Origin of the sequence: Parabacteroides sp. CAG:2, assembly GCF_000436315.1 — a bacterium.
Lineage (GTDB): Bacteria > Bacteroidota > Bacteroidia > Bacteroidales > Tannerellaceae > Parabacteroides > Parabacteroides distasonis.
In genome coordinates, this window is sequence record NZ_FR885330.1 from 22,768 (window position 1) to 39,766 (window position 16,999).

Below are 16,999 nucleotides of genomic sequence, written 5' to 3' on the forward strand. Positions count from 1 at the left end.
TTCACTTAAAAAAACTAATTACCATTAAAACTTTTCGGGCTTAATTAGGACATACATCAAATACCCGAAGATCAATAAGCAAAGTATAAACAGTGCTAAAAACATAATTTAATTCTCCTTTCTTACATTAAATTTTCTCAAACCAGTCCACACACTTGAAGAAAAACCAATAGCATGCTACACCGGTAGCACACAAGAACAAAAATGATAACGTATCTTCCATACTTGTCTTTTTTAATTGTTAATACTATTTATTTGTTTTCCACCCTACTATATGCCAAAGCTGTGCCAAAAAATCGAGTTCTTGCACAATGCATTGTTTATCAGTTATATAATCAAAAAATAATATTATTATGTAATATGCTCAATCCTTTTCAAAAGGAAAAAGATATTTTCATTTTGAAAAGGTATATAAAAAAGGCAAGCTGCCTGTTTTAGGTAAACCTACCGGGTATGCAAGAACAAAGTGTTCCACATTATAGTCCATAGGCTTCCATCTTCCTATAAAGTGTGGTTAAGGCTATCCCAAGAGGACGAGCAGCTTCGGGTTTGTATCCGTTAGTATGTTGGAGAACTTTCTGAATGTGGTGCTTTTCAACGCTGACTAGGTCCAATTCAATATTATTCCCCGTATTTTCAGATAATTGACATTTCCTTTCCATGGACATCGTTTTATGGCTGCCATATATTTTTTATGATCACTTTAAATCTCACCAAAATCTTTAGATATCTGCCCTGCACAGGCAGGCTTCCAACAATCGAAATTTCTCTTTTTAGCTAAAATCATGTTATTGATTATAGGCAATTCGCAACTTTCGCTGATATATAAAATAGCATGTCCTTGAGCTGTTGTTTTCAATTGTTTTCTTAATGTGTTCCAAGCTTCTGTATCAGAAATAAAATATTGCGATGCGGTAGACTCCGTTTCATACACCAGTTTGTATTCATTCAGCACCAATTCATTTTCCTGATTTGTCTTCTTTTGAGGATAGCATAAATAGGCAATTCCTGTCAAAAGGATGATTCCTGTAAAAGTATTCAGCAGATATTTAAAATAATAATCATTTTCGAAGACATAGAATTCATTGATGCTACCACATATACATACGCTAGCCACTAACAGTAATATTACCGTTATCCGTTGCTTTAAAAATTTCATCCGCATATTCTTTTCCATTTGTATCCTAATTTTTGAAATCAAATCCTTTAAATAAGCCGTGAATAAATTATATCCACGGCTCAAAAAGAAAAAAACAATTCAAATCTTTACAGAATGAATGGAGAAAAAGATTTTGGTACACATAAAACAACTTTAATTGCAATAATATATAATATGAAACTCATATCCTTCTATGAGCAACCAAGTACTTCTTGCAAGGCCACCATTTTTCAATCCTGTTTTTCAAAATGAAAAAATACCCCAAAACACCAATCCAGCTTGTTACTAGTAACAGAACGATAATCTTGTTTTTGATCCTTTGAGGAACATCTTTTTTTATTAAATTGCTGATTGCCCATACAGAGGCAAGCGAGCCTAACTGATAAATAAAAAATACCATTTTGTTTCTTTGTTGTTCTACATTGTTTCTTATAGCAGACAACCGAAGATGAATATTAATGATACTTTCTTCGGAAATCTAAACTGATAAAGATAATGCCAAAATCAGACCAATTAGAAAACAACAAACATAAATCACTATATATCAATTGATTAAAAATATTAATTCTAAATTGAAAGTAAAAAAAACAACTAAAATGAAAAAGTGTTTTTCATTTTGGTAATATTACTTAGGCTTCCCTATTTGCAAACATCTGTTTATCAATGACAAATACAAATTGGTATGGATTTTGCTTTGTGTTGTATATAATATTTCAAATATGAGATTATTTATCATTTCGAATAGGTTGCCTGTAAAAGTTACACGTTCCTCCGATGGAAAATTTGTTTTTTCACGGAGCGAAGGAGGGCTGGCTACAGGTTTGAAGTCATTGGACGTTGATTGTGAAAAACATTGGATTGGTTGGCCTGGCGTCTGCGTAGAACAAAAGACGGAAAAAGATGACATTTGCAGTCAATTGGAAAAAAATAATTATCATCCGGTATTCTTATCCGACAGGCAGTATGAAAATTACTACGAAGGATATAGCAACAGTACCCTATGGCCCCTCTGTCATTACTTTTTTGCTTATACGTTATATAAAAAGAACTTTTGGGAATCATATAGGGAAGTCAATGCTGTTTTTTGTGAAGAGATATCTCGGATAGTTGAACCTAATGATTGGGTTTGGGTACAGGACTATCAGTTAATGCTGTTGCCGGGCATGCTCCGTGAGAAGTTTCCCAACCTTCATATCGGGTATTTCCACCATATTCCGTTCCCTTCACATGAACTTTTCCGGATTCTGCCCGAAAGGGTCGAGATCCTGAACGGACTTTTGGGAGCCGACTTTGTCGCTTTTCACATTCACGATTATATGCGTCATTTCATCAGTGCGACGGAACGCATCCTTCATAAGAATTTCAATCTGGATGAAGTTCAAATGAATGATCGTGTAACCCGTGTGGATGCATTACCGATGGGGATAAACTATGATCTTTATCACAATGTGATAGCTGATGACAAAGTCCACCACGCAGTAGAGAAAACACGACTTCTATTTGGAGATCATAAGTTAATCATATCGGTAGACCGACTGGATTACAGCAAAGGAATATTGCACCGTCTTTACGGATTCGCCTCTTTTTTGAAAAATCATCCGGAATATCACGGGAAAGTGACATTGGCGATGGTTATCGTCCCCTCTCGCGACCATGTAGGCAGTTATGCCGAATTGAAAACCAAAATAGACGAGGAGATCGGTTCTATCAATGGAACTTACTCTACCATGAATTGGACTCCGGTATGTTATTTTTATCACGGTTTCTCTTTTGAGGAATTGGTAGCGATGTATTATGTTGCCGATATAGCCTTGGTAACCCCTTTGCGCGATGGTATGAATCTTGTGGCAAAAGAGTATGTCGCTACCAAACAAGATAATCCGGGGGTACTCATTTTAAGTGAAATGGCCGGTGCTTCGGTTGAATTGTCTGATGCTTTATTGATTAATCCAAACGACACGGACCAGATCGAACAAGCCATTTGCCGTGCATTGAAAATGCCATTGGAGGAACAAAGAGAAAGGCTTCAGCGAATGCAAGCCATCCTTTCGGTTCAAACCGTAAACAAATGGGCTGCGGATTTCATGAGAGAATGGCGGCAGGCCGCAGAGAAAAACAAACGATTACAAAAGAAAAAGATCTCCGCACAAGACCAGAACGAAATCAAAACATTATATGACCAAGCGAAAAAGCGCTTGATTTTGCTGGATTACGACGGAACATTAACTGCATTCAAAAATCATCCGGAAGATGCAGCTCCAACACCTGCATTACGAGACCTGTTACAGCGTTTTTGTTCCGACTCTCGGAATCATGTAACCATTAATAGCGGGCGGGACCACTATACATTGGAGAAATGGCTGGGAGATCTTCCTCTGTCTTTTGCCGCCGAGCATGGTGCATTTTACAAGGAAAAAGGCGCATGGCATAAAAACATAGGCAATCGAGAGTGGGATTCGGAGCTATTGTTTATTCTAAATTTGTTTGTAAGCAAAACCCCGTACTCTCATCTTGAGACAAAAGAAGCTGCTCTTGCCTGGCATTATAGAGAATCGGACGCCTGGCTGGGAGAGCTGAGAGCGCAACAGCTAACAAAGGCTATAATGCCTGTTTGCCTGAGAAAGGGATTACAAATCATGCAGGGCAACAAAGTCGTGGAAATAAAATCTCCAGAATACACAAAAGGTTCGGAAGTAGATCGCCTATTATTGGCTTCCCGCTATGATTTTATACTAGCAATGGGAGATGACACGACGGATGAGGATATGTTCCGGGCTCTTCCAGTATCCGCCATAACAGTTAAAGTTGGAATTGTATCTGAAAAAGCCAAATACAATCTGTCCTCGCAGGAAGAAGTATTGCCTTTTTTGGAAGAACTGTCGGGTGAAGGTGTTAGTTACGGAACGACTTCCAGAAGCATAAAAGGTCAACTGAAAGCCACCGTTGATTTTTTTAAAGGATTGTGGACAAATAAAAAATAATTTTTATGGACAAGTTAAATTACGGAGTAATAGGAAATTGCTGCACAGCGGCTTTGATTTCGGATAAAGGCAGTATAGATTGGTTATGTTTCCCTAACTTCGACTCACCTTCCATCTTTGCGTCATTGCTCGATCGGGAGAAAGGGGGATATTTCGGCTTCGAGGTTTCTCCGGATTATCAAATATCGCAATCGTATGTTCCTCATACAAATATTCTTTCGACCAACTTCGTATCAGAAGAAAATGAATTTGCCGTTGTAGATTTCATGCCTTGTTACCATCTGAGCGATGCGAGCAATTGTTATCGTCCGGCAGAGATCTACCGATATATCCGCAGAATCAAAGGTACTCCCCGTTTTAAAATCAACTATGAGCCGGCTCCGGACTATGCCCGTGGAAAGACAATTTTCAACACGACCTCGGAATATATAGAGACCTACTCTACTTCTAACAGCAAAGATAGGCAATATCTTTATTCCTCACTACCTTTGCACAAGATCTTGGAACAGAAAGAAATCATACTGGCTAAGGACGAGTTCTTGCTACTTTCATATAACGAGAAAGTAATCCCCGTCAACATTGAGCGTGAGAAACTGGAATACTGCCGGACGCTGGTTTATTGGCTAAATTGGACTGACCGAACCAAGAAGTTTACGGTCTATAACGATGTCATTGAGCGAAGTCTCCTAGTTTTAAAATTGATGTCTTTTTATAATGGAGCCGTATTGGCGGCCATAACAACTAGCCTACCGGAAACGATCGGAGAAGTCCGTAACTGGGATTATCGTTTTTGTTGGCTGCGCGACGCCTCCATGTCCATTGAAACTTTGTTCCAGATAGGCCATGTCGAAGCCGCAAGGCGGTTCATGAGATTTGTCCAGTCTACTTTTGTTTCTCAACACGATACTTACCAGATCATGTACGGTATTCGCGGAGAAAGAAAATTGACGGAAGTTATTCTGGGACATCTTTCCGGTTATAAGAACTCACGACCCGTTCGGATCGGTAATGATGCTTACCACCAGCTTCAAAATGACTCGTTCGGCTATTTAATGGACCTGATCTACCAATACTATCGTTTGATGCCCGGTACATTGGACGAGGTGGAAGATATGTGGGAAATGGTAAAAAGTATCCTGACGAATGTGATGATTGACTGGAAAAAACCAGACAAAGGCATTTGGGAGATTAGAGGAGAAGGACAGCATTTTGTTTCCTCCAAAGTTATGTGCTGGGTCGCATTAGACAGGGGAGCTCGTATTGCAGATTTATTAAACAAACCGACATACCGGAGACGTTGGTCGGAAGAAGCGGCCGTAATCAAAGAAAATGTCATGAAAAACGGTTGGAAAGAAGAGATGCAAAGTTTCTCGCAAGCCTACGGTAATTCCGACCTTGATGCGTCCTTGTTGTTAATGGAACCGTACGGATTTATCGATCCGAGAGACATACGCTACCATAAAACAGTGCAAGCGATAAAGAATGCGTTACTTTACAAAGGGTTGATGTACCGTTATAAATCTCATGATGATTTCGGACTTCCCTCTTCCGCCTTTACTATTTGTACGTTCTGGCTCATTCGTGCTCTTTATGTCATAGGAGAAAAAGAAGAAGCACGTAGTCTGTTTGAGGAAATGCTTCATAATTCAAATCACTTGGGACTTTTCAGTGAAGACATTGATTTTGAAACCAAGGAGCAACTGGGGAATTTTCCTCAAGCATATTCCCATTTGGCACTAGTCAATACCGCTATATTGTTTTCGGAAGAGGACATACGACTGTTTTTTAAATAAACCTTCTGTATCTCTTTCATTTTGGAAATATTTTTTCACTATGAAAGAGATTTTATTCTCTTTTTATAGGACAAAGCTCATAGATATCTCATTATTAAATAATTATATATCTTCGAACGCTATTGGCTCAAAAATTGCCAGCTCCTTGCAGTTAAATAGTGAATCAATATGGAAACGAATAATTTACTGGCCCCATTATTTTTTGTATTGATAAGGTTGATGGGAGGTGCGATTTTAAAATTCGGATTAAAAAAGATGCCTCTTCCTTACACGGTCGGGCTATTTGCCTTTGGATTATTGATCGGTACGTTTGACCGGATAGGCTGGTTGGAAAGCATTCCTATATTAAAATCATCGATCGATTTTGCCGGAAATGCTAATCCCGATATGATACTTTATATTTTTCTTCCGATCTTGATATTCGACGCTGCTTATGAACTGGACGTGCATATCTTTCGAAAAACATTGACAAATGCCACTATATTGTCCGTACCGGGTGTCATTATTGCGATGTTGCTGACGGCTGCCTTGATGATAGGGATCGGAACGTTCGCCCCTTCTTATGAAGGGTGGAACTGGACATTTGCATTGATGTTCGGAGCCTTGATAAGTGCGACAGACCCAGTGGCCATTGTCGCATTGTTGAAAGAGCTAGGCACCAGTAAACGTTTCTCGACGCTAGTGGATGCCGAGTCGATGCTAAACGATGGAACCGGTATTGTCCTTTTCATGCTGTTTTTCGGAGCCTATACCGCTACTGGTGTTTCGGATTCTCCCGTAGCGGACTTTATCATGGTCGTTGCCGGAGGAGCCCTGGTTGGTACGCTTTTGGCTTATTTGTGTATTCAATTTATCACAAATGTAAATGGAGACGAGATGCTTCAAAACAGCGTGATGATTCTTTCCGCTTATATGACTTTTGTCATAGCGCAAAATTATTTGGAAGTATCGGGAGTAATCGCTTTGGTCGGTTTCGGTTTGACAGTCTCTTACATGGGCCGTCTGAGGTTGAAACCGCAGGTCAATAAATTCATGCGTCAATTTTGGGAATTGGCGGCACACATAGCAAATACATTGATATTCATAATTGTAGGTGTCGTAATAGCATTGAAGGTAGACTTCTCATGGATGGATTTATTGATTCTTATCTGTGTATATGCCGGGATAAATATCATTCGTATATTAATAATAACCATATTTTATCCGATCATGAAACGGTCCGGATATGGCTTGTCGGTGCGAGAGTCCACGATCTTGAGTTGGGGAGGATTACGTGGTGCATTGGGACTAACGATGGCACTGATGGTATCGTATACCTTTTCGATACCAGAACCAATACGTCGGCAAGTACTTTTCCTTACGGCTGGGATTGTAACTTTAACATTGACAATAAATGCGACTACAATCGGTTGGCTTCTAAAGAAATTGGGATTGGCAGAGATACCGTCCTCCAAGCTTCTTTTGGATTATAGCGTAAAAAAGCAGTTGTACGAAGGTTCTGAAAAATACCTAAAAGATTTGAAACAGAAGGAAGCGTTGGAAGCAACAGACTGGAGTATTGTCGAACAGTTCCTACCTCAAAAAGAAATATATCCGGAAATGCCTGTCCGTACCAAAGACGTAATGGCAGACATACGTCTACGAATCTTGGATAGAGAGCGCTCGCTCTATTGGAGCCTATACACAAACGGTGTCATTTCATCCGGGACGCAAAGACGTTTAAATGCCGCAATTGATGAACAATACGATCGAGACGGAAAGAAACCTCTATGCGACCGAGGCGATATTTTTGAATTCTGTGAGGAACCTTCATGGATAATCAGTATGAAGTTTTTCTCTCGTTTTTTCCAAAAATGGGCAGATATTTACTATCAAGACAGAATTATTTTAGGGTACGATTTGGCAAGGGGATTGATCATAGCCCAGAAAGAGTCCTTGAAACTGGTTAACGAGTTTGGCTCCTCGGAAACAGTCTCTACCGAATATGAAAGTTGCTTGTCGCTTTTACAAGTCGAGATCCGTAAAAATATAACTAGAGCATCGAATTTTATCACAAAAATATCCATTGATTATCCTAAATCATATAAAGAGGCTGTGACTCGCAAGTCTGTCCGTATGTTATTGAGCAACGAAAAAAAGAGGATAGAACAATTCAAGGAACAGGGTTTGATTTCCCAAGAAGAAGCCGAGCAAATGGTAAATGAGTTGGGAGAACGTCATAATAAGGTTTTTACTTCTTACCAGTTCCTAAAATAGCGACAAGAAAAATATGTCATCCTCAATAGATAATAACTCATCTAAATCACCATTCATAATGTATGGTAAACACTGGCGAATCTTGTCTATAGGCCAATCCCACTATTTGAGGATCTTGTATAATGGTATTTAGATATACGGTTTGTTTATTTCCCGTACGTGGATATATTTTAGTCATCATCTTTCTTCGTTTTTTAGTAATGTTTCTTTTTCAAATAAAAAATAGATTGTGTAGCCAACAGAATTACAAAGACGTATTCCGCTGTTAAATAGATTGCGAGAGGAGCTTGCGTGTAGCGACATAACCAATAAAGATAAACCAAATATATGGCTGTTGTCGTAACTTGAAAAAGGAAAGTCATTTGTGTCTTTCCTGTTCCTCCGACAGCATTCAAATATACATAACCCGGTAAAGCGAAAGTGTAATTCAACAACATTACAACAAAAGGGGCAAAAGCTAATTGTATCAATAGTTCATTACTCGTATAAAAACCAATAATCCATCGATTACACAATAAAGCAATCGCAACCAAGGGAAATCCTATGGTATAACCTAATTTCAGAATTTTACTACAGATTGAAAATAGTGTCTTCCCTTCTCCCGCACCAATCGCATTACTGACTAATGAGCCTGTTGTAAGCGCAAAAGAATTCGCTATCACAAAAAATATAGCCGATACGCTCCGGGTTATATTGGAAATCGCTAACTCTATTTTTCCCAAATGTTCAATTGAAACGAAAAACAAGAACCAAGGGGCTACACTAATAAGCGCATGAAGCATACTCCATGTTGATAACTTCAAGACTTTTATAAGTAAATTACCATTATAGACCGGCCTTAACCCATATTTTTCTTTATCCAATCGTATCCACATATAGAAGGAAAGCATCATAAAGGAGCCCATCTCTGCCAAAGAAGAGGCAATTGCCGCCCCCGAGATTCCTAATTCCCTAGTGAATATCAAATAAAAATTTAAAGGAATATTGATTAATACCGCTATGGCAGCAGCCCAAGATAGAGCTTTTGTATGCGTTATCCCCACTAAAAAAGAACGTATCGCTAAAAATGGGAATGAAAACAACAATCCAAAGCTACGCCAATCCAAGTATAGAATTACCGCTCGATAAATATCCGAGGAAACGATCAGCTTCTTTAGTATAAATGGGGAAACCGTATGAATGAGAAGGTAAAGAAAGATAGCCAATCCCAAAAGGAAAAATAAGCCTTGAAAAAAGGTCTTGCCGGTTTCCTTGTAATCTTGCTCTCCATTCCTTCGAGCTACCATTACTTGCAACCCAATGCTAAATCCAAAACCAAGCATATAAATCGCTAAATAATAAATTCCGGCGATAGCGGACGCTCCTAATTCTATCTCTCCAACGTGGCCTAAGAAAACAGCATCCGTAATATTGATTAATTGTTCCATTAAGATGCTCATCATTACAGGAAAGTTGATGAGCCATATTTGTTTATATGTATAATTCATTGCTCAACTGTATAATAGTGCGATACAACATACCGCTTTTATGCAGTATGTTATTTCGTAATCCATAAAATAAAAGGATATAAAATCTCCGTGACAAATAAAGCTGTATCTGTCAAATAGCTGAATAGCTTTATTGGATAGGGCTAAAAGAAAAAACGGCTAAATAGACGTCTCTATCCAACCGTTCAAAAGATCTTCGCGATAATCTTTTGTGCTCACAGTCAAGGTTAAACTTGAAAAACATATAACTTCAAAATGAATTTATAACATCATTTTGTTTTGATGTTGGCAAAGGTAAGCCTTTATTTGTAAATAACAATTTTTTATCATGTTTTTTTTACTATTATATCTTTTTTTTCTTCTCTAGAATATTTTCGTTTTAATTTATGGCCTCTCTTGTGCTCGGATATTCAAAAAAAACGCAATGGAAAGTTCAAGAAATGAAAGCAGGGCATAAAAAGGGTGTGTCATGACACACCCTCTTGTGAAACCATAAAAAAGATTTTCAGCCACAATGGAAATAAGTATTGACCAGCTTCAACATCTCTTCCGGATTATTCTCTAGGTCCTTGCGTAAAGAAGCGTCATCATAAGATTCCAGTTTATGGATGATGCCGTCTATCATACTCGGACTAAACACATTATATTTTTCAAAAACAGCACGCTGTTGTCTTAAACGGGCAGCTGAGGCTGCGCAACTGTCTGGGAGTTGATCCAATGTCTTTAGGCGATCTTGATTCTCTTCCTTATGAATATTCACGTTTACATAAGTCTTCTCAGCGATCTCCAAAGCATCGTCGATCTCAAAACCATGGCGGCACGCAACTGCCAATCCTGCCAATAATTGGTATAAATCAGCGGAGCCATCCGGTGAGCGCATCTCGACCGTTTGCTTTTGGCTCGTATCATAATGGCTGGCAGGTTCCAATGGGTTCGCCAAAGCACACATGTCCGTTTTTGCGGCCCAACCTAGCGGAACACGAACTAAAACTGAACGATTCCGATCTCCCCAACAAATATTCGTAGGTGCTTCTTGGTGTGGAACCAAGCGGAAATATGAGGTTGGGTTCGTATTTCCAAAAGCCGTAATAGAGGAAGCTAAGCACATCATTCCAGCGATAGCCTTACGGGCGGTTTCGGATAAGATACCATTCGCTAACATCTGATTCTTGCCATCTTTCATGATACGCATATGGACATGCAGACCGGAACCTGCTTTTCCCACCGTAATTTTCGGAGCGAAAGTGATGTTATATCCATATTCATGCGCTAGATTGCGGATCGCCCATTTAGCGATCATCAATTGATCCGCTGCATTTTCCGCAGGACATGGTAAGAACTCGATCTCATTTTGCTCATAGATCAAACCATTTAACGTAAAGTTACCAACTTCTGAATGACCATATTTAATTTGTCCCCCGGCTTGCGCTATGCAGTGCATGCACTCCGTCCGGAACTCATTGAACTTAGCGTAAGGAGCGGATTCATGATAACCTTTTTGGTCGGTAGCAGGGAAAACGCCTTCATCCGGTGCGATTACGTAATATTCTAATTCACCCATTGCCTCAAATTCCATTCCCGTCACCTCATGAAAAGCCTTACAAGCTTTATGCAAGGTATATTCCGGGGAACTTTCTAAGGGTTCTCCATCCTTATTGAAGAATGAGCAAAGCATGGTAAGCGTAGGTAATTCCGCAAACGGATCCTCGAAAGCCGTACGGAAACGGGGCACCACATACAGGTCACTACTTCCCGCCTCGATAAACGAGAAAAGACTAGAGCCATCCACACGCTCACCGCAAGTCAAGATCGCATCCAGATAGGCCGCATTGTTGATTACAAAGTTTAGTGTTTTCAAACGTCCGTCGCCTGCAGGATACATAAAATTAACCATCTGGATATCTTTCTCATAGATATAACGGATAATGTCCTCTTTCGTAAACTCGGACGCTGGCTTTTGTAAAAACTCCACTAATACGTTGGGAGTCATTTCTAGTTCTTTGTTCATGTCTTATATTGATTATGTTTATAGTGTAGAGAAAAACTTTCCTTTGGAACTGCTAACCGGAATCAAGCTAGAGATCGCTTCAGCAACCTCTATAGGTCGGTCAGACTCTATGATGTCCACGCCTTGACGGATGATCATACGGTATGCTTCAGCACGACTTTCGGGTGTGGATAGTTTATCGTCGGAGGGAGCGGTAGATATCATGCACATGACACCTCTTTCATGCAACATATCGATTACCTCACGGACTTCGGGGGTAATCTTCGGACCTACGTAAGCCATGATATGGCTCCAAGGTATACCGTTATCCTCATAGTCTTGAACCGCTTCTTTCGTTTTCACAAAAGCCTCAAACATGAAATTCGGATTTTTCTCGTAAAAGAAACGAGCCGAGGCACCATCATGAACCGTAATCATTACATAAGGTTCCGCTTGCATATCGGTAATCAACTGAGCAGTGCGCTCCATAGGAACATCCTTCTTATCAAGGATTAGGATTGTTTTTCCACGAGCCCAACGAATCGCTTCCTCTAAAGTCGGGATACGATAGTTTGTGATATTTCCTTCGGGATCCTTCAAACGGAAATTTTGCAATTCTTCCCAAGTATAATCAGAAACTTTCCCGGTCCCATTACTGGTACGCTCCAGTGTATCATCGTGGAAAAGGACGATAACACTATCTTTGGTTAACCTCGGATCTATCTCGAACGTGGCAGGAGTATAAGAGAGGGTATTTTCAAAGGTTTCCATACTGTTCTCAGGATAGCCTTTTCCCCGTCCACCTCGGTGTCCGCTAATTAAAGGAATTCGGTCATCCGCATATTGGTAGAAAGATATCAAATCATCTACATTTGATATCTGTAGCGTATTCATTCCGTTGTATTCAAGCTCCTCCTTTGGCGTGTTCAATACGCAAGAACCACAAAGCAGGGCCAGCATTAAAAATCTGGCGGATAAATTGAGTTTCATTTCACGATCGTATTTTAGGTGAATGATTCTTTCTATCCGCCAAACTTACACAAAATAAATGATTTTACAGAGTTAGCACCTTAATATTCGTCAACTTTCTGGTCTACACGGAACTTATCCAAACGTGCTTGCAGGCGAGTTTGGATATCGGCATATTCCGGATTATCGTATAAATTATTCAGCTCATTTGGATCACTTTGCAAATCGTAAAGCTCGTTGCAGCTAATCGCATCATTATGCTCATTCTTCTCTCCATAGAAATGGATCAATTTATAACGACTGTCACGCACGCCATCGTGACGACGTACCATATGGATAGCTGGATAATCATAATAATGATAATACAGATACTCGCGCCAATCTTTTGGAGTCTCGCCTCCAAACAAGGGGACTAAAGAAGTTCCTACCATATAATCAGGTTTCTCGATACCGGCTATATCCAGATAAGTCGGGGCATAGTCAATGTTCTGTACTAAGGCTGTACATTCACTTCCCGCCTTGATTTTAGCAGGATAACGGATAATCAACGGCGTACGGAAAGATTCCTCATACATGAAACGTTTGTCGAACCAGCCATGTTCACCCATGTAAAAACCTTGATCCGAGGTATAAACGATCACGGTATTATCCATAAGCCCTTCTTTTTCCAAATAGGCGATCAAACGCCCCACCTCATCGTCAATAGATTTGATGCAACGTACGTAATCCTTGATATAACGTTGATATTTCCATTTAACCAAATCCTCGCCTTTCAGGTTCTCGTTAATGAATTTTTCGTTGCGGGGCTTATAAGAAGCGATCCAAGCCTCCCGTTGTTCCGGGGTCATACGATCCAAAGAGGCCTGCCAGCCATCAATATTCCATTCCTTTTTATAAGCCTCCTTATCTTTAAGCTCATCTACCTTCAAATCATAAACCAAAGTCATATTTTTGTCTATACTCATCTCTTGTGTACGTGCGGCATCGCAACGAGTGGCATAATTATCATTGAAAGTATCTGGATATGGGAACTCTACATCCTCATATAAATCCATATATTTTGTATCCGGCATCCAGTTACGATGTGGAGCCTTATGATGAACCAGCAGGCAGAAAGGCTTATCCTTATCCCTCTCTTCCAAAAACTCGATAGCGTGATCGGTCGTAAGGGTCGTCGCATATCCCTCTTCTTTTACATACTTGCCATTCGATTCTTTGCTTTTAAACTCCGGATTATAATAATCTCCCTGATCCCATAACACATGATAATAATCAAAACCTTTCGGCTCACATTGCATATGCCATTTACCGACAACACCTGTCTGATAACCGTGCTGTTGTAAGATTTCAGAGAAGAATACTTTTGTCGTATCAATACCTTTTCCTAACTGTCTTTGTCCGTTTTGGTGACTGTAAAGACCGGTCATCAAACAAGCACGGCTAGGAGTAGACAGAGAATTCTCTACGAAAGCTTGCCGGAACAACATTCCTTCTGCAGCCAAACGGTCTAAATTTGGTGTTGGTGCCAATTTACCTAGCGCATGTCCATAAGCGCTAATAGTTTGATACGAATGATCATCCGTCATGATATGAATGATATTGAGCGGCTTCTCTGCCACTTCTTTTTGCCCTGTTCCGCATGCGGAGAATAAAAGGGCAGGGGCTAATATAGCTCCATAATTAATAGTATTTTTCATATATAATTATTTTATGTAACCTACTTCCCGACGATTCAAACCTATTTGTCCCGTGAGATCATCTCCCAGATCCAACCGAGCCTCTTCTGCTATAGATTGTAATAGACGAACCACCTCCGGATATTGATCTTTCACATCATATCTTTCTCCCGGATCTCTACGCAAATCATATAATCGTACTGGCTAATTGATTGTAAACAGTACCTCTAGGAATCACTCCTTTCCAACACATGATACAAGGAACACGTTGTCCTCCCTCAAACGTGGTAGCTTTCGCTTCTCTCAAACCTCCGGTACTCCCGGCATGATTACCAAAACTAAACCAAGGCCCATTATCCGACGTAAAGATAATCAAAGTATTTTCATCTAGGTTTAATTCCTCTATTGTTTCTAGAACTTGTTGGACACTCCAATCTACCTCAAGCATGACATCCCCATATAAACCTTGTTTACTCTTGCCTCTAAATTTGTTAGATACAGCAAGCGGAACATGTGGCATCGAGTGAGCAAAGTAAAGAAAAAATGGTTGTTCACGATTCTTTTTGATAAACTGGATCGCCCGTTCCGTATATAATGTAGTAAGCTCGGCTTGATCATCCAATGTCCACAATTCTCTTATTTTTTCATTTCCGTCGATTAATGGTAATGTCGGATGCCGTAATTTGTTTGGTAAATTAGATGCTGGAGTCACTCTATTCCCGTCATAATCTACTGGCCACATATCATTGGAATAAGGCAACCCAAGATACTCATCAAATCCTTGTTGCAAAGGCAAAAATGGATAAAGGTGACCTAAATGCCATTTACCGACCATTCCACAAGAATAACCTCTAGTTTTTAATATTTCCGGAAGAGTTTCCTCATTAGGGGCCACTCCTATACGGCCTTGAGGCATCAATGCCTCCGAAATCCCCACTCGATTTGGATAACACCCTGTAATTAATCCGGCTCTCGATGCGCTACTTATAGGTTGGGCTGCATAAAAGTGGGTAAAAAACATTCCTTCAGAGGCCAGTCGGTCAATAGTAGGCGTGTTATATCCAGAAGCACCGGTGATTGTTAAATCGCCATATCCCATATCATCCATAAAAAAGATCACGATATTAGGAAGTTTGTCCCGGGCTTGTATAATAACCGGGGTAACAGTTGCTACCCCAGTTATAAATAACAATTTTCTAATATCCCGCATTTTGTACTAAATTAGGATTCAAGTCTATCTCGGATTGAGGGATCGGCATAAGGATCATATGCTCCTTGATATTTTGCGCAATCTCAGTTTTATTAGCTTCCGCTACTTTTGCTTCATATGCACTATGCTCTTTCATTCGTTGAATAAATGTACCGGTACGTACTAAATCGAACCAACGATGTCCTTCGTGAGGGAATTCCAGCCGTCGTTCATTTAATATAGCTGTACGAAACTCATCCTTCGACATAGGTTTAAAGTTTCCAGAATCATCACCAAAAGCACGTTCCCGTATCCTGTTTAACATAGCGAGAGCCTTTGTAGATTTGCCCACTTCATTTAATGCCTCTGCATACATTAATATAGCGTCCGCATACCTGATAATGTGCATATTTACATCGCAACGGTCACCCGTTTCAAGCCCTTCAACCCAGAACTTACCGCTAAGTGGTATACTTGATTTCAATATTTCACCGGTTTTAAGATGAGCGAACTCTGTTTTAAAATTAGTCTTTTTTCTCAAATCTCGATTATCAAACTGGTCATACAATTCTTGTGTTGGGATATCAGCCTCATTAAGGGCAGAGATTCCTAAGCTCCCCGGAATGGAATATTTCGGACCAGCAAGCGCCATTTCACCATTATGTTGAAATGGAGGTTCTTTATACTCAATATAAAGTACAGCCTCAATACCAGCCTCTGTATCTCGAAGCCAGTTCGCATGGTAATCTTTGTGTAAACCGAAACCATATTCAGATTCATGCTCGACTACCTCTGCCAATTTATCTTTCGCCTTTTGGAAATCCCCTTTAGTTAAATAGACTTTACCGAATAAAATTTTAGCGGCTCCTTTGTTGATACGGCCCTCATCGGAAGCTGAATATTCAGATCTTAAAGGAAGATGTTCTTCCGCAAATGTAAGATCTTCTATAATCTGATCATAAATCAGTTCTTTAGAATCACGTGGTCCTTTTGAATCTTCTACGGTCTTCAAGTCTAAGATCAAAGGAACATCGCCGAAGAAACGAACGAGGTTGAAATAGTATAGAGCACGAAGTGTACGAGCCTCAGCGATCAATCGGTTCTTTTTACTTTCATTCATTTTGATCTCTGGAATCTTAGCAATCGCCGTATTTGCCCTAGAAATACCGGAATAACAATTTTTCCACATATCTTTTACAAATGTATTCTGAGAGTTAAATCGCAGAAACTCCAAGTCTTGTAAGTTTGCGTTCGGCATACCTAAACCATTTTTCATCATATCGGTAGGTAGCTCTGCCATCATATACATCAAACGGTTATATAAGCTGTTTAATTGCTGATAAGTAGCATCTACCGCTGCCTGTGCGTCTTTCTCGCTTGTATAAAAATTATCCACGACCAAACGGTCCACGGGATTCTCGTCAAGGAAAGAACAACTGTTGATTCCACAAGAGAAACAGAAAGCTGAAAATATATATATGAACGATTTTTTCATTTTGAGT

12 protein-coding genes are annotated in these 16,999 nt (G+C 39.8%); 3 read left to right on the forward strand and 9 right to left on the reverse strand.

Annotation, left to right across the window (positions count from 1 at the left end; translation table 11 throughout):
- Window positions 1-24: 24 nt before the first annotated feature.
- From QVP94_RS19375 to QVP94_RS18140, 3 genes are all read right to left on the reverse strand, one after another.
- A complete protein-coding gene (locus QVP94_RS19375; protein ID WP_080504992.1) occupies window positions 25-105 on the reverse strand; it encodes a potassium-transporting ATPase subunit F in 81 nt (26 codons plus the stop codon).
- Window positions 106-476: 371 nt separating this feature from the next.
- Entirely contained in the window at window positions 477-668 is a 192-nt protein-coding gene (locus QVP94_RS19380) for a helix-turn-helix domain-containing protein (protein WP_009017080.1), read from the reverse strand.
- 35 nt (window positions 669-703) lie between these two features.
- Complete coding sequence (locus QVP94_RS18140; protein WP_005858467.1) at window positions 704-1,177, reverse strand: hypothetical protein; 474 nt, start codon at window positions 1,175-1,177, stop codon at window positions 704-706.
- A gap of 701 nt (window positions 1,178-1,878) precedes the next feature.
- Here QVP94_RS18140 and QVP94_RS18145 point away from each other — a divergent pair.
- From QVP94_RS18145 to QVP94_RS18155, 3 genes are all read left to right on the forward strand, one after another.
- Window positions 1,879-4,140 (forward strand): bifunctional alpha,alpha-trehalose-phosphate synthase (UDP-forming)/trehalose-phosphatase, encoded by a 2,262-nt coding sequence (locus QVP94_RS18145; RefSeq protein ID WP_005858463.1) that lies wholly within the window; start codon window positions 1,879-1,881, stop codon window positions 4,138-4,140.
- Between the two features lie 5 nt (window positions 4,141-4,145).
- Complete coding sequence (locus tag QVP94_RS18150; RefSeq protein WP_005858461.1) at window positions 4,146-5,933, forward strand: glycoside hydrolase family 15 protein; 1,788 nt, start codon at window positions 4,146-4,148, stop codon at window positions 5,931-5,933.
- A 168-nt stretch (window positions 5,934-6,101) separates the two neighbouring features.
- Window positions 6,102-8,189, forward strand: coding sequence for a cation:proton antiporter (locus QVP94_RS18155; RefSeq protein WP_005858459.1), 2,088 nt, complete (start codon window positions 6,102-6,104; stop codon window positions 8,187-8,189).
- Between the two features lie 194 nt (window positions 8,190-8,383).
- On the opposite strand, the gene QVP94_RS18160 is transcribed toward QVP94_RS18155, so the two are convergent.
- The 6 genes from QVP94_RS18160 to QVP94_RS18185 form a co-directional block, all read right to left on the reverse strand.
- Entirely contained in the window at window positions 8,384-9,676 is a 1,293-nt protein-coding gene (locus tag QVP94_RS18160; RefSeq protein WP_009017076.1) for an MATE family efflux transporter, read from the reverse strand.
- Window positions 9,677-10,181: 505 nt separating this feature from the next.
- Entirely contained in the window at window positions 10,182-11,684 is a 1,503-nt protein-coding gene (locus tag QVP94_RS18165) for a glutamine synthetase family protein (RefSeq protein WP_005858453.1), read from the reverse strand.
- 18 nt (window positions 11,685-11,702) lie between these two features.
- The gene (locus tag QVP94_RS18170) at window positions 11,703-12,653 is read right to left on the reverse strand and encodes a glycerophosphodiester phosphodiesterase family protein (RefSeq protein WP_008779445.1); all 951 of its coding nucleotides are present in this window, start codon (window positions 12,651-12,653) and stop codon (window positions 11,703-11,705) included.
- 80 nt (window positions 12,654-12,733) lie between these two features.
- Entirely contained in the window at window positions 12,734-14,329 is a 1,596-nt protein-coding gene (locus QVP94_RS18175) for a sulfatase family protein (RefSeq protein WP_005858450.1), read from the reverse strand.
- 166 nt (window positions 14,330-14,495) lie between these two features.
- The gene (locus QVP94_RS18180) at window positions 14,496-15,518 is read right to left on the reverse strand and encodes a sulfatase family protein (RefSeq protein WP_005858448.1); all 1,023 of its coding nucleotides are present in this window, start codon (window positions 15,516-15,518) and stop codon (window positions 14,496-14,498) included.
- On the reverse strand, window positions 15,505-16,992 hold the full coding sequence (locus QVP94_RS18185; protein WP_009276102.1) for a RagB/SusD family nutrient uptake outer membrane protein: 1,488 nt from the start codon (window positions 16,990-16,992) through the stop codon (window positions 15,505-15,507). The genes QVP94_RS18180 and QVP94_RS18185 overlap by 14 nt, the downstream gene beginning before the upstream one ends.
- Between the last annotated feature and the right edge of the window lie 7 nt (window positions 16,993-16,999).